Source organism: Stenotrophomonas testudinis (assembly GCF_024499815.1).
In the GTDB taxonomy this organism is placed as follows: Bacteria; Pseudomonadota; Gammaproteobacteria; order Xanthomonadales; family Xanthomonadaceae; genus Stenotrophomonas.
Genome location: NZ_JAMOKY010000036.1, coordinates 22,928 through 43,813 on the forward strand (window position 1 = coordinate 22,928; position 20,886 = coordinate 43,813).

Genomic DNA, 20,886 nt, shown 5'->3' on the forward strand with positions numbered 1-20,886 from the left:
CGCTGACTGCCGATGGACCAGACGCTGATCAACCGCATTGTCGAAGGTGCCCTGCTGGCCTCGAGCCAGCCGCTTACCCTGGCCCAGCTGAAAGACCTGTTCCCGGAAGAGGAACCGGCACCGCCGGGCAGCATCGAACGTGCGCTGGAGCGCCTGCGCGAGGGCTGCGAAGGCCGCGGCGTGGAACTGGTGGAGGTCGCCTCCGGCTTCCGCTACCAGGTGACCGGCGAAGTGCATGGTTGGATCAGCCGGCTGTGGACCGAACGCAAGACCCGTTACACCCGTGCCACCCTGGAAACCCTGGCGCTGATTGCCTACCGGCAGCCGATCACCCGCGGCGAGATCGAGCAGGTGCGCGGCGTGGCGGTCAGCAGCAACATCATCCAGGCACTGGAAGAACGCGAGTGGATCCGCGTGGTCGGCCACCGCGACGTGCCCGGCAAGCCGGCGCTGTTCGGTACCACCAAGGGCTTCCTGGACTATTTCGGCCTGAAGCGCCTGGATGAACTGCCGCCGTTGTCGGAACTGAAAGACCTGGGCGAGCTGGAACCGCAGCTGGCGCTGGACCGTGATGGTCCCGCCGTTGCCGGTGCCGCCGGCCCGGACATCAGCGCCGACCCCGATGCGGCCGGTAATGATCACGCCGGCCTGCAGGGCGGCGATGGCAACACCGAGAATTCCGTCGACGCGGCAGCTGCTGCGCCGGCCACCGATGAGCAAGCACCTTCGCCCCTCGATGATGGGCACCCCGATTCCGCGCCGGGCGAGCGCGCGGTGCCAGTGAACGAACGCGAAGACAACGCCGTCGCGACGACGACCGTGGCTGTTGACCAAGCCGATTCCGAACCAGAGGCCGGCCTCGAAACCGTCGGCCGGAGCAAAACTGATGAGTGACACCCCCCGTAACAAGCTCTCGCTGAAGCGTGAAGCCACCTCCGAACAGTTCAAGCTGGAAGAGCGCCTGCACAAGGTGCTGGCCCAGGCCGGCCTCGGCTCGCGCCGTGCGCTGGAGCAGCGCATCGCCGAAGGCCTGGTCAAGGTCAACGGCGAAGTCGCGCAGACCGGCATGTCGGTCAAGAGCGGCGACAAGATCGAGCTGGATGGCCGTGGCTTCGTCGCCACCGCCCTGGCCGAGCCGTCGCGCGTGCTGGTCTACAACAAGCCGGAAGGCGAAGTGACCACCCGCGAAGACCCCGAAGGCCGCCCGACCGTGTTCGAATCCCTGCCGCCGCTGAAGGGCGCGCGCTGGATCGCCATCGGCCGCCTGGATATCAATACCACCGGCCTGCTGCTGGCCACCACCGACGGTGAACTGGCCAACGCCATGATGCACCCGTCGTTCGAGGTCGAGCGCGAGTACGTGGTTCGCGTGCGCGCCCCGGAAGGCGAAGAGAAGGTCTCCGACGCCATCGTCGACCGCCTCGCCCGTGGCGTGGCGCTGGAAGACGGCCCGGCCAAGTTCGACGAGATCGAACGCATCGGCGGCACCGATTCGCACGACTGGTTCCGCGTCGTGGTGAAGGAAGGCCGCAACCGTGAAGTGCGCCGCCTGTGGGAATCGCAGGGTTGCCAGGTCAGCCGTCTGAAGCGCACCCGCTACGGCAAGGTCAGCCTGCCGCGCGAACTGGTGCGTGGCCACTCGGTCGAACTGCCCACCGCGCAGGTCGAAGCCCTGCGCGCGCAACTCAAGCTGGAAGAAGGCGCGCCGTCGGCACTGACCCTGCAGCCGGTGATCGGCCAGCGTCGCGCCGCCAAGACCACCGTGCGCGTGCGCGAAGGCGGTCGTGGCAATGCCTACGTCAACGGCCACAGCACCGCCGATGAAGGTCGCGAACTGCGTCGCTTCGACAACGTGCGCGAAGACCGCGGCCGTGGTCGCGGCGGCAAGGGTGGCGGCTTCAAGGGCGGCCTGACCGTCAGCGGTGAAGCGGCGGCCAAGCAGTCGCAGAAGCCGTTCAAGCAGCGCGCGCCGAAGAATGACCGTTCGCTGCCGGAAGGCAACCCGGCCGCGTTCCGTACCTGGTACGTGCCGGACGGTGTCAGCACCGGCCCGAGCGGCCACCGCAACGCCGGTCCGGGCGCACGTGGCCCGGGTGCCCGTGGTCCGGGCGCAGGTGCAGGCGGCCAGGGCCGCCCGTACGGCAAGCCGAAGGGCCCGGGCGCCGGTACAGGTGGCGGCCAGGGTCGCGGCGGCTTCGGCGGCGAAGGCCGTGGTGGCGCCGGCGGCGGCCAGGGTCGTCCGGGCGGTGCGGGCAACCGCTCGCAGGGCCAGGGCAACAAGCACCCCTACGGCCATCCGGGCAACGCTCCGAGCTTCCCGTCCGACCACGCCAATCCGGGCTTCAGCCCGTACGGCAGCACGCGTCCGGCCGGCAACGGTCGTCCAGGCGGCAACGCCAATGCACGTCCGGGTGGCAATCGCGGCCCGGGCGGCAACCGTGGCCCGGGTGGTCCCGGCGGCAACCGTGGTCCCGGCGGCCCGGGTGGCAACCGTGGCCCGGGTGGCCCCGGCAGCAACCGCGGTCCGGGCGGCCCGCGTCGCAGCGGCCCGCGCGGCGGCTGATCGCTGATACGTCTGAAATGAAAAACCCCGGCTCCGGCCGGGGTTTTTCTTTGACGGGTGGAACGATTCCCTAGTAGATCCACGCCATGCGTGGATGGACCGAGCTCAGCGGCGGCTGATGGTGAAGGCAGTCCCGTCCACGCCCAGGTCCCAGCCCTTGCCGGTGCCGGACAGGGCCAGCGAGACGTCGCCCTTGGTCATCACCTGCGCGTTGCTGGATTTCACCACGCCCGCGTGCGCGCCCACCGAGGCATAGGTGCCCAGCAGCTCGTTGATGCCCACCGCGCCGGTGAAGCTGCCGCGGCCGTTGGTGATCTTCGACTTGCCCACGGTCAGGCCGCCGCCCTTGAGCTGGATGCGCACCGGCATGGTCGCGCCGTTGCTGCACTGGAGGGTGCCGTTGCCCGAGGCGGTCTTGTAGATCAGCGACCAGCCGGACAGGGTGTAGCGCAGCTGGCAGTCGAGGTTGCCACCGGCGTGTGCCGCCGGGGCCAGGGAGGCTGCGGCCAGCGCCAGCAGCAGGACAAGGGGCTTGTTCATCGGCAGGACTTCCAGTTCAGGTCGGACTGGCCGCGAATCTAGCAGCGCGCGCGTGCACCGTGGATGCAGGCGCGCGAGGCGGTGTGGCAAGCGTTCAGCCGCCACACCGGGGCCGGTCTCAGGCCCGTTCGTCCAGGTGGAACGCATCGGCATCGAGCATCGCCGGGAAGCGCGCGCGGTGCGCGGCCAGGGCCTCGGCCGAGATGGTGGTGGTGACCACCTGCTCGCGTTCGCGGATCTCCACCTGCGGCTGGCCGAGGAAGTCGATCACCGCGCTGTCGCCGGCGTAGTGCAGCTGGTTGCCGTCCACACCGATCCGGTTGACCGCCGCCACGAAGCACAGGTTCTCGATCGCCCGTGCGCGCAGCAGGGTCTTCCACGCGTAGGCACGCGCCGACGGCCAGTTGGCCACGAAGATCTGCAGGTCGAAATCCATCTGCCCTGCCCGCTCCACGTTATAACGGTTGCGGCAGAACACAGGGAAACGCAGGTCATAGCAGACCTGCGGATTGATCCGCCAGCCCTTCCATTCCACGCTCAGGCGGTCGCGACCAGCGGCGTAGCGCTCGTGCTCGCCGCCGTAACGGAACAGGTGGCGCTTGTCGTAGTACTGCAGCGCGCCGTCCGGCGTGGCGAACAGCAGGCGGTTGTAGACGCCTTCGCCATCACGCAGCTGCACGCTGCCGATCACCGCCGCGTCCAGCGCCTTGGCCTGTTCGCGCACCCAGGCCACGGTCGGGCCGTCCATGCCTTCGGCCTGGGCGATGGCCTCGTTGGAGAAGCCGCTGGTGAAGGTCTCCGGCAGGATCACCAGGTCGGTGCTGCCCGCCAGCGGCGCCAGCAGCGCGCCGTAGTACTCACGGTTGCCCGCCGGGTCGTGCCAGCGGGTGTCGCCCTGGACGAGGGAAATGCGCAGGTCCTGCATGGTCGTCACGTCCTCAGAGCAGGCGCAGGCGTTCGATCGCCGCGTCCAGAGTCGCTTCGTTCTTGGCAAAGCACAGACGCACCAGGCGCTGGCCGACCGGCGCGGTCTCGTAGAACGGCGACAGCGGGATGGCGGTGACGCCCTTCTCGATGGTCAGCCACTTCACGAATTCGTGGTCGGGCAGGTCGCTGATGGCCGAGTAGTCGACCAGCTGGAAGTAGCCGCCCGGCACCGGCAGCGGCTTCAGGCGGGTGCCGGCCAGCTGCTCGCGGAAGCGATCGCGCTTGGCCTGGTAGAACGCGCCCAGCTCGAGGTGGTGCTCGGGCTCGTCGCGGATCATCGCGGCGAAGCCGTACTGCGCCGGGCCGAAGCTGGTAAAGGTGTTGTACTGGTGCACCTTGCGGAATTCAGCGGTCAGCAGCGGCGGCGCCACCGCGTAGCCGATCTTCCAGCCGGTGCAGTGGTAGGTCTTGCCGAAGCTGGAGATGACGAAGGTGCGCTCGCGCAGTTCCGGGTAGCGCAGCGCCGATTCGTGGCGGCGGCCGTCGTAGATGATGTGTTCGTACACCTCATCGGAAATCAGGTAGATCTGCGTGCCACGCAGCAGGTCGGCCAACGCCTGCATGTCGGCCTCGTCCAGCATCGCACCCGACGGGTTGTGCGGGGTGTTGACCATCAGCATGCGGGTGCGCGGGGTGATCGCCGCACGCACGCGGTCCCAGTCCACGGCAAAGGTCTGCGGGTCCAGCGGCACGTGCACGGCGACGGCGCCGGCCAGCTCGATGGCCGGTTCATAGCAGTCGTAGGCCGGGTCCAGCACGATTACTTCCTCGCCGGCACGCACCACGGCGTGGATGGCGTTGAAGATCGCCTCGGTGGCACCGCTGGTGACGGTGATCTCGATGTCCGGATCGATGGTGGCGCCGTACTGGTCCAGCGACTTCTGCGCGATGGCCTGGCGCAACGGGGCCACGCCGGTCATCGGCGGGTACTGGTTGAGGCCGGCGGTCATCGCCTTGGTGGTTTCGTCGATCAGGCGCTGCGGCGCGGAGAAATCCGGGAAACCCTGGCCCAGGTTGACCGCGCCGTGTTCGGCGGCGAGCTGGGACATCACGGTGAAGATCGTGGTACCGACCTTGGGCAGCTTGGTGGTGGGTTGCATCGGCCTGGGGGAATGGGGAGACAAGGACTGAAAGTGTACGAAATCCACGCCCTGCCCGTGGACCAGGCCGGTAGCGCCGGGTCATACCCGGCGACTCGTTGCATATTCCCTGCGGCCGCCGGGCATGGCCCGGCACTACCGGGGCAGGTTTCATCGCTACAATTGCCGCCGCACTCCGGCACGAAGACCCCTGCCCCTTGAACACCCCAGCATTGCTGGCCGCCAGCGGCCTGAGCTTCTCCCGCAATGACGAACCCGTGTTCGGCCCGCTGGACTTCCACGTGGACGCCGGCGAGGCCCTGCTGGTGCAGGGCGGCAACGGTGCCGGCAAGACCACCCTGCTGCGCGTGCTGGCGGGATTGGCCCGCCCTGGCGCGGGCCAGGTGCGCATCGACGGCAAGCAGGCCAGCAACACCGAGCGCGCCCGTTATGTCGCCTACCTCAGCCACCTGCCCGCGCTGAAGCCGGACCTGGACACGCTGGAGAACCTGCACTTCCTCTGCGGCCTGCACGGCCGTCGGGCCAAGCAGATGCCCGGCAGCGCGCTGGCCATCGTCGGCCTGGCCGGTTATGAGGACACCCTGGTGCGACACCTGTCGGCCGGGCAGAAAAGGCGCCTGGCGCTGGCCCGCATCTGGCTGTCGCCGGCACCGCTATGGCTGCTTGACGAACCCTACGCCAACCTCGATCTGGATGGCATCAACCTGGTCAACCGGATGATTTCAGCGCATCTGCGCGGCGGCGGTGCGGCCCTGGTCACCACCCACGGCGCCTATGCCGCACCGCCGGTGCGCACGCGCCTGCTGGAACTGCGCGTGCCCGGGCAACCGGCCGCAACCGTGCCCGGAGGTGCCGCATGATCGCCCCGGGTACCGAACCCGGCCTGTGGCAGACCGCCCGCGCCCTGTTCTCGCGCGATCTGCGCCTGCTCTGGCGCCGCCGTGGCGATGCGCTGCAGCCGGTACTGTTCGCCCTGCTTGTGGTGGTGCTGTTTGCGCTGGCGCAGGGCCGCGATCCGCAGCCGCTGGCGGCCACCGCCGGTGCTGTGCTGTGGCTGGCGGTACTGCTGGCCGGGCAGCTGGCGCTGGATTCGCTGTTCCGTTCCGATGCCGAGGATGGATCGCTGGAACAATGGCTGCTGGCCCCGGTGCCGCTGGCTTGGCTGGTGCTGGTGCGCGTACTGCTGCACTGGGCCACCACTGCGCTGCCGCTGATCGTGGTCAGCCCGCTGCTGGCGGAAATGCTGCATCTGCCACATGACCAACTGCCGATGTTGCTGGCATCGTTGCTGCTGGGAACACCGGTGCTGAGCCTGATCGGCGGCGTGATCGCCGCGCTGACCGTCGGCATCCGGCGCTCTGGTATTCTCGTGGCGTTGCTGTCGTTGCCGCTGTACGTACCGGTGCTGGTGTTCGGTGCGGGCAGCCTGGCGGCGGCCAGCCGCGGGCAGGATCCGGTCGGTGCGCTGCTGATGCTGGGCGCAGGACTGGTGGTCGCACTGCTGCTGGCACCGCTGGCGACGGCTGCGGCCATCCGTATTTCCCTGAGTTGAACGGGCAGAGAGCCAATCCACCCCTGCTGGATAGCCGTCACGCATGAATCCGATCGTCCGCTGGTTCCATCAACTCGGTTCGCCGCCCACCTTCGATCGTTTCGCTGCCCGCTGGTCGCGTGTGTTCTACATCGCCGCGCTGCCGGTGCTGCTGGTCGGCCTGTATCAGGCGCTGCTGGTGGTGCCGCCGGAAGCGCGCCAGCTGGACAGCTTCCGCATCCTCTACATCCACGTGCCCAGCGCTTGGATGAGCCTGTTCGTGTTCGCGCTGATGGCCCTGTACGCCGCCATCGCGCTGATCTGGCGCATCAAGATCTGCGAGATCCTGGCCATGGCCTGCGCGCCGATGGGCGCCGGCTTCACCCTCGTCACCCTGCTCACCGGCAGCATCTGGGGCAAGGGCACCTGGGGCACCTGGTGGGACTGGGACCCGCGCATGACCAGCGAACTGGTCCTGCTGTTCCTGTACCTGGGGGTCATCGGCCTGTACCACGCCATCGAAGACCGCCGCAGCGCCGCGCGCGCGGCCGGCCTGCTGGCCATCGTCGGCGTCAGCCTGCTGCCGGTCATCCGCTATTCGGTGGACTGGTGGGGCGGACTGCACCAGCGCCAGTCGATCAGCGTGTTCGGTGACTCGGCGATCAGCAGCGCGATGATCGCGCCGCTGTGGTGGATGGTGATCGGCACCAAGTTCTGGTTCGCCGGCTCGGTACTGGCCAAGGCACGCGCCGACAACCTCGACCGCGAGGCCGGCAAGGCCTGGGTCGGCGCGCGCGTGGAGGAGACCCCGCGATGACCCACCTGCCCTTCGTGATCGGCGCCTATGCGGTGTTCGTGCTGGTACTGCTGGCCGATGCCATCGGTTCGTGGCTGCGCCTGCGCGCCGCGCGCCGCCAGGCGCGGTCGCGCCAGCAGCGGCAGCAGGCACGACAGAGCGCGCAGCAGTCCGCGCCGGCGCTGACGGCGGAGCTGGAACGATGACGCCGGTGCAGCGCCGCCGCATGGCCTGGGTGCTGCTGGCCCTGCTCGCCTCCGGCCTGGCCACCGCACTGGTAGCGATGGCGCTGGAACGCAACATCGCCTACCTCTATACGCCATCGGAAGTACTGCGCGGCGATGTCGATGCGCAGACCCGCTTCCGCCTCGGCGGGATGGTGGTCAAGGGCTCGTTCAACCGCCCGGTCGGCTCGCTCGATGCCCGTTTCGAGGTCACCGATGGCGATGCGCAGCTGGCCGTGCTGACCTCGCGCATCCTGCCGGACATGTTTGCCGAAGGCACCGCCGTGGTGGCCAGCGGGCGCCTGCAGGACGGCGTGTTCGTCGCCGATGAAGTGCTGGCCAAGCACGATGAGAAGTACGTGCCGAAGGAAGTGGCCGACAAGATGGGTGATGCTCATCGCAAGCACGACGTGCCGGTACCGGCCACCGAGGTGCGCTGAGTGTTGCCTGGAGTGCTGCCAGAGCTGGGCCAGATCCTGCTGCTGTGTGCGTTGCTGGCCTCGCTGCTGCAGGCCGGCCTGCCGCTGGTCGGCGCGCAGCGTGGCAACGACGCGTGGATGGCGGTGGCCCGACCGGCCGCGCTGGCCCAGCTGCTGCTGGTGGCCGGCGCGTTCGCGGTGCTGACCGCTGCCTTCGTGCAGCAGGATTTCTCGGTGCGCTACGTGGCCGAGAATTCCAATTCACTGCTGCCGATGATCTACCGCTACTCGGCGGTCTGGGGCGCGCACGAAGGCTCGCTGCTGATGTGGGCGCTGGTGTTGGCGCTGTGGACCGGTGCGGTGGCGCTGTTCTCGCGGCACCTGCCCGCGCCGGTGCAGGCCCGCGTGCTGGCGGTGATGGGCGTGGTCAGCGTCGGCTTCCTCGCCTTCCTGATCTTCACCTCCAACCCGTTCCTGCGCCTGAATCCGGCGCCGCTGGAAGGCCGCGATCTCAATCCGCTGCTGCAGGACCCGGGCCTGATCATCCATCCGCCGATGCTGTATCTGGGCTACGTGGGCTTTGCGGTGCCGTTCGCCTTCGCCGTGGCCGCCCTGCTGGAAGGCCGCGTGGATGCACGCTGGCTGCGCTGGACGCGGCCGTGGACCAACGTGGCCTGGGGCTTCCTGACCCTGGGCATCGCGCTGGGTAGCTGGTGGGCCTATTACGAGCTGGGCTGGGGCGGCTGGTGGTTCTGGGACCCGGTGGAAAATGCCAGCTTCATGCCGTGGCTGGTCGGCGCGGCGCTGATCCATTCGCAGGCCGTTACTGAAAAGCGCGGCACCTTCGGCAGCTGGACCCTGCTGCTGGCTATCGCCGCCTTCGCGCTGTCGCTGCTGGGCACCTTCCTGGTGCGCTCGGGTGTGCTGACCAGCGTGCATTCGTTTGCCGCCGATCCCTCGCGCGGCCTGTTCATCCTGGTGTTCCTGTCGCTGCTGGTCGGTGGCAGCCTGCTGCTGTACGTGCTGCGTGCCAGCGGACTCAGCGTGGATGCGGATGACCCGCGCCGCGGCTTCACCGCGACCTCGCGCGAGACCCTGCTGCTGGCCAACAACCTGCTGCTGGCCACCGCCTGCGCGATGGTGCTGCTGGGCACGCTGTACCCGCTGCTGGCCGACGCGCTGTCGCTGGGCAAGATCTCGGTCGGCCCGCCCTATTTCGGCAGCCTGTTCCTGCTGCTGATGGCGCCGATGGTGCTGCTGCTGCCGTTTGGCCCGCTGGTGAAGTGGCAGCGTGACCAGCCGTCGCGCGCGTTCGCCCTGCTGGCGCCGTGGCTGGGCCTGGCCGTGCTGCTGGGCGGTCTGGCCTGGTGGCAGGCGCCGCAGAACGGGTGGAAGGCCGGCCTCGGCGTGGCGGCGGCCGCCTGGGTTGGCCTCGGCACGGCGCGCTTCGTCTGGCAGCGCCTGCGCGGCAATGGCCGCTTTACCGGCGAAATGCTCGGCATGATCGTCGCCCATGCCGGCGTCGCCGTGTTCCTGGCCGGCGCGCTGCTGGTGGAAGCCTTGAACGTGCAGCGCGAGGTCGCGCTGGCACCGGGCCAACAGGTGGTGGTCGGCCGCCATGAAGTGCGCTTTGAAGGCGTGGACCATCGCGAAGGCCCCAACTTTACTGCCGACCGCGGCCACCTGCGCGTGTTCCGCGACGGCCGCGAGCTGGCCCTGCTGCATCCGGAAAAGCGCCAGTACGCCAGCGGCGGCCAGGTGATGACCGAAGCCGGCATCGATGCACGCCTGAGCGGTGATGTCTACGTGGCATTGGGCGAGCCGCTGGGCAACAATGCATGGGCGGTTCGGGTGCACATCAAGCCCTTCGTGCGCTGGATCTGGCTGGGCGCGCTGCTGATGGCCCTGGGCGGATTCATCACCGCCGCTGATCGTCGTTTCCGTCGTCCGTAGGAGTTTCCATGTCCGAGTCCCCCGCCCCGCGCCCGTCCCGCCCGCTGCCGCCGGTAGCCATCGTGATCGGCGTGCTGTTCTTCTTCGGCCTGCTCGGGCTGATGATCTACGGGGTGATGAAATCGGGCGACCCGCAGCGCGACGTGCTGCCCTCGGCGCTGATCGACAAGCCGGCACCAGCCTTCGCCCTGCCGGTGCTGCACGACCCGAGCATGACCGTGCGCAGCGAAGAACTGCGCGGTGCGCCTTACCTGTTGAACGTGTGGGGCAGCTGGTGCGCGGCCTGCCGCGAGGAACATCCGGTGCTGACCCGCTTCGCCGAGAGCAAGCGCGTGCGCGTGATCGGCTACAACTGGAAGGATGAGCCAACCGACGCGCTGCACTGGCTGGAAACGCTGGGCAACCCGTTCATGGTGGTGCTGAGCGATGTCGAAGGCCGCACCGCCATCGACTGGGGCGTGACTGCTGCGCCGGAGACCTTCCTGGTCGACGGCAGCGGCATCGTGCGCTGGAAGTACAGCGGTGCGATGACCCAGCAGGTGGTCGACGAGAAGCTGATCCCGGCGCTGCAGAAGATCGAGAAGGCCCAGGGCAATGCCGATGCCGGCCTGCACGGTAATCCGTAAGCCGCTGCACTGGCTGCTGCTTGCGCTGCTGATGGCGGCGGCGATGCCCGCGCCTGCCCAGCAGCCGCTGCACGACCCGCGTCCGCTCGCCTTCCGCGACGCGGCTGAAGAGGCCCGATTCCACGACCTGGCCGCGCAGCTGCGCTGCGTGCAGTGCCAGAACCAGTCGCTGGCCGATTCCAACGCACAGATTGCCCAGGACCTGCGCCGCGAGGTGCTGCAGTTGATGCAGCAGGGCCTCGACGATGCGCAGATCAAGCAGTTCCTGGTGACCCGCTACGGTGAGTTCGTGCTCTACCAGCCGCCGCTGCAGCCCGGTACCTGGCTGCTGTGGGGTGGCCCGCTGCTGCTGCTCGGCGCCGGTGGCGTGGTGGTGCTGGGGATCGTCCGCCGCCGTGGCCGCAACGTGGCGCCGGTACCGGCCGGCAACGCCGACGAAGGAGATGGCTGGTGAGCAACCTTCTGCCTGTGCTGGCCGGCCTGGTCGCCGCGCTGATGGCCGCGCTGGTGCTGTGGCCACTGCGCCGGCAGGGCCGCCGCGGCTTCGTGCCGGGTGTGCTGGCACTGGGCGTGGTCGGCGCCTGCCTGTACCTGCTGGTGGGCGACCCGCGCGCCGCACAGGTGCAGCCGGCGCCGTCGGTGGCGACCCTGCGTGATGGGGTGAAGGCACTGCAGCAGGCACTGCAGCGCGACCCGCAACGCGTCGATGGCTGGGCGCTGCTGGGACGCTCGCAGGCCGAGCTCGGCGATGCCACCGCCGCCGCCGACGCCTTCGCCCGCGCCGTTGCCCTCGCCCCGGATGATGCCGGCGTGCTGGTGGAAGCCGCGCAGGCCCGCGCGCAGGCCGATGCGGGCAAACAGTTCGATGACACCGCGATGGACTGGCTGCAGCAGGCCCGTCGCTTGGCACCCGATGCCGAGCGCGCCAGCTGGCTGCTCGGCATCGCCCTGCGCCAACGCGGCCGCAATGCCGAGGCGGCCGATGTCTGGAGCAGCCTGCTGCCGCGCCTGGAGCCCGGTGCCGCGCAGGCACTGCAGGCGCAGGTCGCCATCGCCCGCGAGGCCGCCGGCCAGGCAGTGGACGCACCGGCAGCGGAGGCGCCCGCCCTGCTGCAGGTCCGCGTGCTGCTGCCCGCCTCGTTGAAGCAGGCTGATTGGCCGGCGAGCACCCAGATGTTCGTGCTCGCACGCGCCGTCGGTGGTCCACCGATGCCGGTGGCCGCACGCAGGCTGCCACTGGACGGTTTCCCGGCCACGGTCGGCCTCGGTGACGGCGACAGCCCGATGCCGACCGCACCGCTGTCCGCGCATGCCGAAGTGGAAGTGCTGGCACGCATTTCGCGCAGCGGCAGCGCCAATCGCAGCGAAGGCGACCTACAGAGCGAGGTGGTGCGGGTGACATTGCCGCATGACGGCGTGGTGGAGCTGCGGTTCCCGTAGATCGCGCGCCGCTGCGCTCGCCGGGCAGCCGAGCATGGGCTCGGCTCTACATTAGATCCACGCCATGCGCGGATACCGGCCCCAATGGAAACCAGCGTGTCGCCTGCTACACAGGCGGCCCCGCTAGAATGCCCGCATGACCGAATTCATCCCGCCCGGCACCCGCTTCCACGCCCTGCCCTCGCCGTTCCCGTTCAAGCGCGGTGGCGCCCTGCACGGTGCGCGCGTGGCCTACGAGACCTGGGGCACGCTGGCCGCCGATGGCCGCAATGCGATCCTGATCGTCACCGGCCTGTCGCCGGATGCACATGCCGCCGCCAACGCCGACAACCCGGCCCCAGGCTGGTGGGAAGCGATGGTCGGCGCCGGCAGGCCGATCGATACCGACCGCTGGTTCGTGGTCTGCGTCAATTCGCTGGGCAGCTGCAAGGGCTCCACTGGCCCTGCCTCGCTGAATCCGGCCACCGGCGAGCTCTATCGCCTCGACTTCCCGGAACTGTCGGTGGAAGACGGCGCACGCGCGGCCATCGAGGTCGTGCATGCCCTGGGCATCGAACAGCTGGCCTGCGTGGTCGGCAATTCGATGGGCGGCATGACCGCGCTGGCGGTGCTGATGCTGCAGCCGGGGATCGCCCGCAGCCATGTCAACATTTCCGGCAGCGCGCAGGCATTGCCGTTCTCCATCGCCATCCGCTCGCTGCAGCGCGAAGCCATCCGCCTCGACCCCAAGTGGGATGGCGGGCGCTACACCGAAACCGACTACCCGGAATCGGGCATGCGCATGGCACGCAAGCTCGGCGTGATCACCTACCGTTCCGCGCTGGAGTGGGATGGCCGCTTCGGACGCGTGCGACTGGATTCGGACCAGACCGACGATGACCCGTTCGGCCTGGAGTTCCAGGTGGAAAGCTACCTCGAAGGCCATGCACGGCGCTTCGTGCGCTTCTTCGATCCGAACTGCTACCTGTACCTGAGCCGTTCGATGGACTGGTTCGACCTGGCCGAGTATGCCGACGGTGACGTGCTGGCCGGTCTGGCGAAGATCCGTGTTGAAAAGGCGCTGGCCATCGGCGCCAACACCGACATCCTGTTCCCGGTACAGCAGCAGCAACAGGTCGCCGACGGCCTGCGTGCCGGCGGTGCCGACGCGCAGTTCATCGGCCTGGACTCACCGCAGGGCCACGACGCGTTCCTCGTCGATTTCGATCGCTTCGGCCCGGCCGTGCGCGGTTTCCTCGACGGGCTCTAAGTGGCCTGGCGGCGCAACCTGGCCCTGGCCGCGTTCGGCGCGCTCCTCGCGCTGACGGTCAGCGGCGTGCTGCCGCTGTGGCTGGGTGGCTGGTGCCTGCTGGCCAGTGCGCTGTCGTTCGGCCTGTACGGGCATGACAAGCGGGCGGCACGGCGCAAGCAATGGCGCATTCCCGAACGCACGCTGCAGCTGCTGGCCTTCGCCGGTGGCTGGCCGGGCGCGCTGCTGGGCCAGGCGCTGTTCCGCCACAAGCACCGCAAGGCGGAATTCCAATGGGTGTTCTGGTTGTGCGTGCTGGCCAACGTGGCGTCGATCGCGGTGATGCTGCGCGAGTTTTCGCGGTAACCAACCGCCGTGCTCACGACACCTGTAGAGCCGAGCCCATGCTCGGCTCCGTGCACAAAGGCAGCCGAGCATGGGCTCGGCTCTACAGGTGATCCACGTACGGCCGGCACCACCGCGATCAGGTTTCCCGCTCCAGCACGCCGTCACGCAAACGGTACTGCGCATCGACCACGCCGTCGGGCAGGTCGTCGTGGGTGATCATCAACAGGCTGCGCCCGTCCAGCAATCCGGCCAGGTCCTGCAGCAGCGCATGCGCGGTATCCACGTCCAACCCTTCGGTCGGTTCGTCCAGCAACAGGATCGGTGCATTGCGCAGCAGCGCGCGCGCCAAGGCCAACCGCCTTGCCTGGCCGGCCGACATCGTCGCGCCGTTCTCGCCCACCCAGGTCTGCAGGCCGCCATTGCGCTCGGCCCACTCACCCAGGCGCACGCGGCGCAGCACTGCGCACAGCGCGTCATCGCTGGCGTCCGGATCACCCAGCCGCAGGTTCTCGGCCACCGTGCCGGCGAACACCGGCGCGTTCTGCGGCAGCCACGCCAGCTGCCGGTGCCAGTCTTCCTGGGCGAAGTCGCGCAGGTCGCGACCGCCGTAGCTCACCCGCCCCTGCTGCGGATCCCACAGGCGCAGCAGCAGGCTCGACAGCGTGGTCTTGCCACTGCCGCTGTCGCCGCGGATGGCGATGCGCTCACCCGGCGCCAGGCTCAGCTGCAGGCCGGCCAGTACCGGTCGCGCCGCGCCCGGCCAACGGAAATGCACGTTTTCCCACTGCACGGCCGCGGCGCGGGGCACTGCCTGCGGCACTGCCGGATCCTCTACCGTCGGCGTCTGCTCGACGATGGACTGCAGGCGATCCGCAGCGATGCGGCCCGACTGCAGCGACTGCCAGGCCAGGCCCATGCCCGCCCACAACTCGATCATCGCCACGGTCAGGAACACCAGGCCGGCGGCCATTTCCGCGGGAATGCGCTGCTGCTCGGCGGCCTGCAGGGCCAGCGCCAGCATCGCCACCAGACCCAGCCCGGCCACCAGGCCGTGCAGGGTCGAGGCCGCGATCAGCCGCCAGCGCCGACGCCGGTCGCGCGAGGCCAGCTGCTTGGCAGCCACCCGCACCTTCAGCTGCCACGCGGCGTCGGCATGCAGCGCGGCCAGATCACCCGCACCCTCCAGGCCTTCGAATGCAGCGGTACGCAGTGCGGCGCGATGTGCGGCACGGTCAGCCTCTTCATCGTCATGCCCGCGCACGCCCAGCCACGGCACGCCGAAGCCGATCAGCAGCGCCAGCACGGCCAGCAGCACGGCGGCCGAGGGCAGGATCAGGGCGGCCGAAGCCACCGCCACCAGCGACAACGCGCCCAGCGCCACCAGCGGCCCGATGGCGCGCACCAGCAGGCCGTCGACCTCACCGATGTCGCCCAGCAGACGCGCCAGCAGGTCGCCCGTACGCGTGGCACCCAACCGCGCCGGGGCCAGCGGCAGCGCGCGGCGGAAAAACCACACGCGCAGGTCGCGGGCGATGCGCAGGGTGGCATCGTGGCCGACCAGCTTTTCGAAATAGCGCGAAACGATGCGCGCCATGGTCAGGCCGCGGATGCCGGCCGAGGGCGAGAAGAAATTGAAGCCCTGCGCCAGGCCTGCCGCACCGGCCAGCGCGGCGGCGGTGAGGAAGCCACCGGACAGGCCCAGCAGCGCGGTGCCGGCCAGCATCGTGATCCACAGCAGCAGCACCGTCAGCAGCAGGCGCGGACGGTGGCGCAGGAACACCGCGCGCAGCGAATCGGTCGAGCGGCTCATGCGCGCACCGCCTGTGCCGGATCGACCAGGCGCCCTTCCGGCAACAACAGGCAGCGATCGGCCCAGGCGATCACCGCCGGGCTGTGGGTGGCCACCACTACGCTGCGGCCACGCGCGTATGCGGCCAGGCTGCTCAGCAGCGCCGCTTCGGTCTCGGCATCGAGGAAGGCGGTGGGCTCATCCAGCAGCAGCACCTGTGGGTCACGCAACAGCAGGCGGGCCAGGCCGATGCGCCGCGCCTCGCCACCGGACAGGCCGAAGCCGCGCTCGCCGATCAGCGTGTCCAGCCCCTCCGGCAGGCGCCGGGCGAACTGCAGCACCTGCGCCGCCTCGGCCACCGCGCGCAGGCGTGCATCGCTGGCACCGGGGTCGGCCAGGCGCAGGTTGTCGGCGATTGAACCATGGAACAGATAGGGGCGCTGGCTGGCATAGGCCACCTGCACGCCGGCGCGTTGCTGCACCCGCCCGGCACGCGGCGGCAGCCAACCGGCCAGCGCTTCCAGCAGCGTGCTCTTGCCCGAGCCACTGGGGCCGACCAGGGCCAGCCGCTGGCCGGGCTCCAGCCGCAGGTCCACGTCCTGCAACACATCGTGCGGGGCACCGAGCGGGCGCAGCACCAGACCCTGCGCCTGCAGCGGCGGCAAGGCGGCCTCGGCCGGCTCCACCGCCAGCGGTGCCGGCGGTACCTCGGCCACCGCTGGCTCCTCGGGCAGCGACAGCAGCAGGCGCTCGACTTCGGCAGCGGCGGCCAGTGCATTGGCGCGATCGTGGTAATGCGCGGCCAGCCGTCGCAGCGGTGCGTAGAACTCCGGCGCCAGCAGCAGGCAGAACAGGCCCGCGCCCAGCGTCGGCACCGTCGCATGCAGGGACATCAGCCCCAGGTAGCTCAGGCCGAGGTATAGCGCGACCATCGCTACGCTTACCGAGGCGAAGAATTCCAGCACGGTGGAGGACAGGAAAGCGATGCGCAGCACCTTCATCGTGCGCACGCGCACCCCTTCGGCAGCCGCTTCGATACCGGTAAGTTCGGCCTCGCCCCGCCCATACAGGCGCAGCAGGCCCAGCCCCTTGATGCGGTCGGCGAAGTGGCCGCTCATGCGTGCCAGTTCGCCCAGCTGCGCGCGACCGGCGGCCTCGGCGCCCCAGCCCACCAGCATCATGAAGAACGGCACCAGCGGCGCGGTGAACAGCAGGATCAGCGCCACCACCCAGTCGACCCAGGCCACCGCGGCCAGGATCAGCAGCGGCACGACCACCACTTCGGTACGCACCGGCAGGAAGCCGCTGTAATAGCTCTCGATGGCATCGCCATGGTGCAGCATCAGTTCGCCCAGCTCGCCAGTGCGGCGCTGCCGCAGCCACAGCGGGCCACGGCCCAGCAGGCGCGCGAACACGCGCTCGCGCAGGGCCAGGCGGGCCGCATCGGCGACGTCGCCCGCGGCGGCCTGGGTGGCACTGCCCAACAGCGTGCGCAGCACCAGGATCACCGCCAGCGCGGCCAGCACCGGCAGGCCGCTGGCCAGCGGCGCGCGCTCCACCAGCACCGTCTGCACCAGCCAGGCGATCGCGGCAGCCTGGCCGATCAGCAGGGCGCCGGACAGGCTGATGCACAGGGCCGCCAGCCGCTGCCGGCCACGCGCGGCATGGGCCAGGCCGGCCAGCCAGGCGGTGCGGGCACGCCGTTGCAGGGTCGATTCCTCCTCCGCGGTGCGGGGCTCGGCAGCAGTAGGTTCGGCAGCGCTCAAGGTCTTCACAGGCAACGGGGATGCTCCGCATTGTAGGCGCAGGTCGCAGGCGCCCCTGCGGCAGGTGGTCGCAGGCGTCACGGGAAAGGCATACGATCCCCTTGGGCACTCATTCATACATTGATCTGGATCAAGGCTGTTTGAAGTAGTCGGTCACATCATTCCCCCGTAGACCACCCTTCCCGCCACCCGCAACGGCACTATCCCACGAGGTAGCCAGGCCATGATTGATCAGACAGTCGTAGAACTGTCGCGGCTGCAATTCGCTCTGACCGCGATGTACCACTTCCTATTCGTACCGCTCACCCTCGGCCTGTCCTTCATGGTGGCCATCATGGAGAGCGTGTACGTCATGACCCGCAAACAGGTCTGGCGGCAGATGACCCTGTTCTGGGGCACGCTGTTCGGCATCAACTTCGCCATCGGCGTGGCCACCGGCCTGGTGATGGAATTCCAGTTCGGCATGAACTGGTCGTACTACAGCCACTACGTGGGCGATATCTTCGGTGCGCCGCTGGCCATCGAAGGCCTGATGGCCTTCTTCCTCGAAGCGACCTTCATCGGTCTGTTCTTCTTCGGCTGGAAGCGCCTGAGCCCGGTCAAGCACCTCACCGTCACCTGGCTGATGGCGCTGGGCACCAACCTGTCGGCGGTGTGGATCCTGATCGCCAACGGCTGGATGCAGAACCCGACCGGTGCGGTGTTCAACCCGGACACGATGCGCATGGAAGTGGTGGACTTCGCCGCGGTGCTGTTCAACCCGGTGGCGCAGGCCAAGTTCGTGCACACCGTCAGCGCCGGCTACGTGACCGGTGCCATCTTCGTGATGTCGATCAGCGCCCTGTACCTGCTGCGCAACAAGCACAAGGACATGGCCCGTCGCTCGTTCGCGGTGGCCGCAGCCTTCGGCCTGCTGTCCTCGCTGTCGGTGGTGGTGCTGGGTGACGAGAGCGGTTACGCCGCCAGCGAGCACCAGAAGATGAAGCTGGCCGCGATCGAAGCGATGTGGGAAACCGAGCGTGCGCCGGCCGACTTCACCGCCTTCGGCATTCCCAACCAGACCACGCACCAGAACGACTACGCGATCAAGATCCCGTACCTGATGGGCCTGATCGCCACCCGTTCGCTGGACCAGCCGATTCCCGGCATCCTGGAACTGGTGGACCGCGCCGAGCACCGCATCCGCGGTGGCCAGCTCGCCTATGGCGCGCTGGAACGCATCAAGAAGGACAAGACCGACCTGCAGGCGCGCGAGATGTTCGACCGCCATTGGCAGGACCTGGGCCATGGCCTGCTGCTGAAGCGTTACCGCGAGGACATCCTCAACGCCACCCCGGAGGAAATCTCCAAGGCCGCGATGGATACCGTGCCGCGCGTGGCACCGCTTTTCTGGACCTTCCGCATCATGGCGGGCCTGGGCTTCTACCTGATCGCGTTCTTCGCCTTGGCGTTCTACTTCTCCTGCCGCAACAACTTCCAGGACAAGCGCTGGTTCCTGAAGCTGGCGGTGTGGAGCCTGCCGGTGCCGTGGATCGCGATCGAATGTGGCTGGTTCGTGGCCGAATACGGCCGCCAGCCGTGGGCGGTGGATGGCGTGCTGCCCACTTTCTACGCCGCGTCGGGCCTGGCCCTGCATGAAATCCTGACCACGCTGGCCATCTTCACCGCAACCTACACGGTGCTGCTGGTCATCGAGATCAAGCTGATGCTCAAGGCCGTGCGCACCGGACCGGATGACATCCTGCCGACGCTGCAGGCCGACATCCGCCCTGTTTCCCCCACTGCAGCCGCTGCCGGACAGGCCTGAGGCAGGAGAATCCAGATGGAATTCATTGCACTTGATTACACCACGCTCCGCGTGATCTGGTGGCTGCTGCTCGGCATCCTGCTGGTCGGCTGGGCGGTGATGGACGGTTTCGATCTCGGCGTCGGCACCCTGCTGCCGTTCGTGGCGAAAACCGATGAGGAACGCCGGCTGGTGATCAACACCGTCGGCCCGGTCTGGGAAGGCAACCAGGTCTGGCTGGTGCTGGGTGGCGGTGCGATCTTCGCCGCCTGGCCGCCGCTGTATGCGGTGAGCTTCTCCGGCTTCTACCTGGCGGTGTTCGCGATGCTGTTCGGCCTGATCCTGCGGCCGGTCGGCTTCAAGTACCGCAGCAAGATGCCGTCCAGGCGCTGGCGCGACAACTGGGACCGCGTGCTGTTCGTCGGTGGCCTGCTGCCGGGCCTGATTGCCGGCGTGGCGGTGGGCAACGTGCTGCTGGGCGTGCCGTTCCACTTCGATGACACCCTGCGCGTGACCTACACCGGTTCGTTCTTCGGCCTGCTTACGCCGTTCGCGCTCATCGCCGGCCTGGTCAGCGTGGCCATGCTGGTCTCGCACGGTGCGGCCATGCTGGTCATCAAGACCGACGGCCCGGTGGCCGAACGTGCCGCACGCTACGGCAGCATCGCCGCACTGATCAGCTTCGTGCTGTTCGCGGTGGCAGGCCTCTGGGTGGCCTTCGGCCTGCCCGGTTACCAGATCACCTCGCAGGTGGTGACCGACGGCCCGACCAACCCGCTGCTGAAGACGGCGGCGATCGGCACGGCTGCCGGTGGCTGGCTGCGCAACTACAGCAGCATGCCGGCCACGATCGTGTTCCCGGTGCTGGGCCTGCTGGGTGCGCTGGCCAGTGCGGTGCTGCTGCGTGCACGGCGCGGCGGTCTGGCCTTCATCGCCTCGGGCGCGTCCATCGCCGGCATCATCCTCACCGTCGGCTTCGCCATCTTCCCCTTCCTGCTGCCGTCCTCCAGCCAGCCCACCTCCAGCCTCACCGTCTGGGACAGCTCGTCCAGCCACCTGACGCTGTGGATCATGCTGCTGGCGACGGCCATCTTCCTGCCGATCATCCTCGCCTACACCACCTGGGTGTACCGCGTGCTGAAGGGCAAGACCACGGTCGAAGAAATGGGCGACAACCCGAACGCGTATTGATGGATTGCATCCGTGCCGACCAACGGTCGGCACCCACCACGAGCAACAGGTGCTGAGCGATGGTCGGCACCCACCATGAGCAATAGGCGCCGACCCACGGTCGGCACCTGCCCCGAACGAAGGAGATACGAGCATGTGGTATTTCGCCTGGATCCTCGGCACTGGCCTGGCCTCCACCGTGGCCATCCTCAACGGCATGTGGTTCGAATCGCGCGAGCGGAACCGCCTCGAGAAAGAAAACAGTCGCTGAGCTGTAAAAAAACCTTGCCGCCTTGGCCTTCACACGGTATCTTAGGCGGCTCCTTCGGGGTGTAGCTCAGTCTGGTAGAGCGCTACGTTCGGGACGTAGAGGTCGCAGGTTCGAATCCTGTCTCCCCGACCACTTCGGTGGTCGCATTGAAGCCTGGTGAAGTCTTCCAGGCTTTTTTGTTCCCTGAAGGATTCCATTGCTTCGGCAGTGTGAAGAAACACCATTTGCCCCTTGCCGCCATCGGGGTGAATGGATAGAATAGGCGGCTCCCCTCGGGGTGTAGCTCAGTCTGGTAGAGCGCTACGTTCGGGACGTAGAGGTCGCAGGTTCGAATCCTGTCTCCCCGACC

Annotated in this window: 21 protein-coding genes and 2 tRNA genes; 18 read left to right on the forward strand and 5 right to left on the reverse strand. The window is 68.6% G+C overall.

What is annotated here, in order from left to right:
• Positions 1–12 precede the first annotated feature (12 nt).
• Together scpB and NQ204_RS16015 are read left to right on the forward strand one after the other, a co-directional pair.
• Complete coding sequence (scpB, locus tag NQ204_RS16010) at positions 13–894, forward strand: SMC-Scp complex subunit ScpB (protein ID WP_116864332.1); 882 nt, start codon at positions 13–15, stop codon at positions 892–894.
• The gene (locus NQ204_RS16015; protein WP_256644379.1) at positions 887–2,563 is read left to right on the forward strand and encodes a pseudouridine synthase; all 1,677 of its coding nucleotides are present in this window, start codon (positions 887–889) and stop codon (positions 2,561–2,563) included. The genes scpB and NQ204_RS16015 overlap by 8 nt, the downstream gene beginning before the upstream one ends.
• A 105-nt stretch (positions 2,564–2,668) precedes the next feature.
• On the opposite strand, the gene NQ204_RS16020 is transcribed toward NQ204_RS16015, so the two are convergent.
• From NQ204_RS16020 to NQ204_RS16030, 3 genes are all read right to left on the reverse strand, one after another.
• Positions 2,669–3,103: a hypothetical protein gene (locus NQ204_RS16020; RefSeq protein ID WP_256644380.1), complete on the reverse strand. Its 435-nt coding sequence runs from the start codon at positions 3,101–3,103 to the stop codon at positions 2,669–2,671.
• Positions 3,104–3,221: 118 nt separating this feature from the next.
• Positions 3,222–4,028 carry an amidohydrolase gene (locus tag NQ204_RS16025; protein ID WP_108769347.1) on the reverse strand — a complete coding sequence of 269 codons (807 nt, stop codon included), beginning with the start codon at positions 4,026–4,028 and terminating at the stop codon, positions 3,222–3,224.
• Between the two features lie 13 nt (positions 4,029–4,041).
• Complete coding sequence (locus NQ204_RS16030; RefSeq protein WP_256644381.1) at positions 4,042–5,190, reverse strand: pyridoxal phosphate-dependent aminotransferase; 1,149 nt, start codon at positions 5,188–5,190, stop codon at positions 4,042–4,044.
• Positions 5,191–5,402: 212 nt separating this feature from the next.
• Between NQ204_RS16030 and ccmA the strand changes: the two genes are divergently transcribed.
• The 11 genes from ccmA to NQ204_RS16085 all read left to right on the forward strand — a co-directional run bounded on the left by ccmA (position 5,403) and on the right by NQ204_RS16085 (position 13,773).
• On the forward strand, positions 5,403–6,050 hold the full coding sequence (gene ccmA, locus NQ204_RS16035; protein ID WP_481563019.1) for a heme ABC exporter ATP-binding protein CcmA: 648 nt from the start codon (positions 5,403–5,405) through the stop codon (positions 6,048–6,050).
• Positions 6,047–6,742, forward strand: a complete 696-nt coding sequence (gene ccmB, locus NQ204_RS16040) for a heme exporter protein CcmB (RefSeq protein WP_116865087.1) — start codon at positions 6,047–6,049, stop codon at positions 6,740–6,742. Before ccmA ends, ccmB begins: the two co-directional genes overlap by 4 nt.
• Before the next feature lie 43 nt (positions 6,743–6,785).
• Positions 6,786–7,538: a heme ABC transporter permease CcmC gene (gene ccmC, locus NQ204_RS16045; RefSeq protein ID WP_256644382.1), complete on the forward strand. Its 753-nt coding sequence runs from the start codon at positions 6,786–6,788 to the stop codon at positions 7,536–7,538.
• Positions 7,535–7,723 carry a heme exporter protein CcmD gene (ccmD, locus tag NQ204_RS16050; RefSeq protein ID WP_116865085.1) on the forward strand — a complete coding sequence of 63 codons (189 nt, stop codon included), beginning with the start codon at positions 7,535–7,537 and terminating at the stop codon, positions 7,721–7,723. Before ccmC ends, ccmD begins: the two co-directional genes overlap by 4 nt.
• The gene (ccmE, locus tag NQ204_RS16055; RefSeq protein ID WP_108769353.1) at positions 7,720–8,181 is read left to right on the forward strand and encodes a cytochrome c maturation protein CcmE; all 462 of its coding nucleotides are present in this window, start codon (positions 7,720–7,722) and stop codon (positions 8,179–8,181) included. Before ccmD ends, ccmE begins: the two co-directional genes overlap by 4 nt.
• A 12-nt stretch (positions 8,182–8,193) precedes the next feature.
• Positions 8,194–10,113, forward strand: coding sequence for a heme lyase CcmF/NrfE family subunit (locus NQ204_RS16060; RefSeq protein ID WP_116865084.1), 1,920 nt, complete (start codon positions 8,194–8,196; stop codon positions 10,111–10,113).
• 8 nt (positions 10,114–10,121) lie between these two features.
• Positions 10,122–10,739, forward strand: a complete 618-nt coding sequence (locus tag NQ204_RS16065) for a DsbE family thiol:disulfide interchange protein (protein ID WP_079222496.1) — start codon at positions 10,122–10,124, stop codon at positions 10,737–10,739.
• A 4-nt stretch (positions 10,740–10,743) separates the two neighbouring features.
• Positions 10,744–11,193 carry a cytochrome c-type biogenesis protein gene (locus NQ204_RS16070; RefSeq protein WP_256644389.1) on the forward strand — a complete coding sequence of 150 codons (450 nt, stop codon included), beginning with the start codon at positions 10,744–10,746 and terminating at the stop codon, positions 11,191–11,193.
• Positions 11,187–12,179: a tetratricopeptide repeat protein gene (locus NQ204_RS16075; protein ID WP_343238534.1), complete on the forward strand. Its 993-nt coding sequence runs from the start codon at positions 11,187–11,189 to the stop codon at positions 12,177–12,179. The genes NQ204_RS16070 and NQ204_RS16075 overlap by 7 nt, the downstream gene beginning before the upstream one ends.
• A gap of 136 nt (positions 12,180–12,315) precedes the next feature.
• Positions 12,316–13,428 (forward strand): homoserine O-acetyltransferase MetX, encoded by a 1,113-nt coding sequence (gene metX / locus NQ204_RS16080; protein ID WP_256644384.1) that lies wholly within the window; start codon positions 12,316–12,318, stop codon positions 13,426–13,428.
• Positions 13,429–13,773, forward strand: coding sequence for a DUF1294 domain-containing protein (locus NQ204_RS16085; protein WP_256644385.1), 345 nt, complete (start codon positions 13,429–13,431; stop codon positions 13,771–13,773). It abuts the gene before it with no gap.
• A 118-nt stretch (positions 13,774–13,891) separates the two neighbouring features.
• Here NQ204_RS16085 and cydC read toward each other — a convergent pair whose 3' ends face one another.
• Positions 13,892–15,565, reverse strand: coding sequence for a thiol reductant ABC exporter subunit CydC (gene cydC, locus NQ204_RS16090; protein WP_256644386.1), 1,674 nt, complete (start codon positions 15,563–15,565; stop codon positions 13,892–13,894).
• The gene (cydD, locus tag NQ204_RS16095; protein WP_256644387.1) at positions 15,562–17,310 is read right to left on the reverse strand and encodes a thiol reductant ABC exporter subunit CydD; all 1,749 of its coding nucleotides are present in this window, start codon (positions 17,308–17,310) and stop codon (positions 15,562–15,564) included. Before cydD ends, cydC begins: the two co-directional genes overlap by 4 nt.
• Positions 17,311–17,533: 223 nt before the next feature.
• Between cydD and NQ204_RS16100 the strand changes: the two genes are divergently transcribed.
• From NQ204_RS16100 to NQ204_RS16120, 5 genes are all read left to right on the forward strand, one after another.
• Positions 17,534–19,117: a cytochrome ubiquinol oxidase subunit I gene (locus NQ204_RS16100; RefSeq protein ID WP_256644388.1), complete on the forward strand. Its 1,584-nt coding sequence runs from the start codon at positions 17,534–17,536 to the stop codon at positions 19,115–19,117.
• Positions 19,118–19,132: 15 nt separating this feature from the next.
• Positions 19,133–20,287 (forward strand): cytochrome d ubiquinol oxidase subunit II, encoded by a 1,155-nt coding sequence (gene cydB / locus NQ204_RS16105; protein WP_116864928.1) that lies wholly within the window; start codon positions 19,133–19,135, stop codon positions 20,285–20,287.
• A 133-nt stretch (positions 20,288–20,420) separates the two neighbouring features.
• Positions 20,421–20,537: a cytochrome bd-I oxidase subunit CydX gene (gene cydX / locus NQ204_RS16110; protein WP_079222503.1), complete on the forward strand. Its 117-nt coding sequence runs from the start codon at positions 20,421–20,423 to the stop codon at positions 20,535–20,537.
• A gap of 55 nt (positions 20,538–20,592) precedes the next feature.
• Positions 20,593–20,669, forward strand: a tRNA-Pro gene (locus NQ204_RS16115).
• Positions 20,670–20,810: 141 nt separating this feature from the next.
• Positions 20,811–20,884 (forward strand) — tRNA-Pro (locus NQ204_RS16120).
• Positions 20,885–20,886 lie beyond the last annotated feature (2 nt).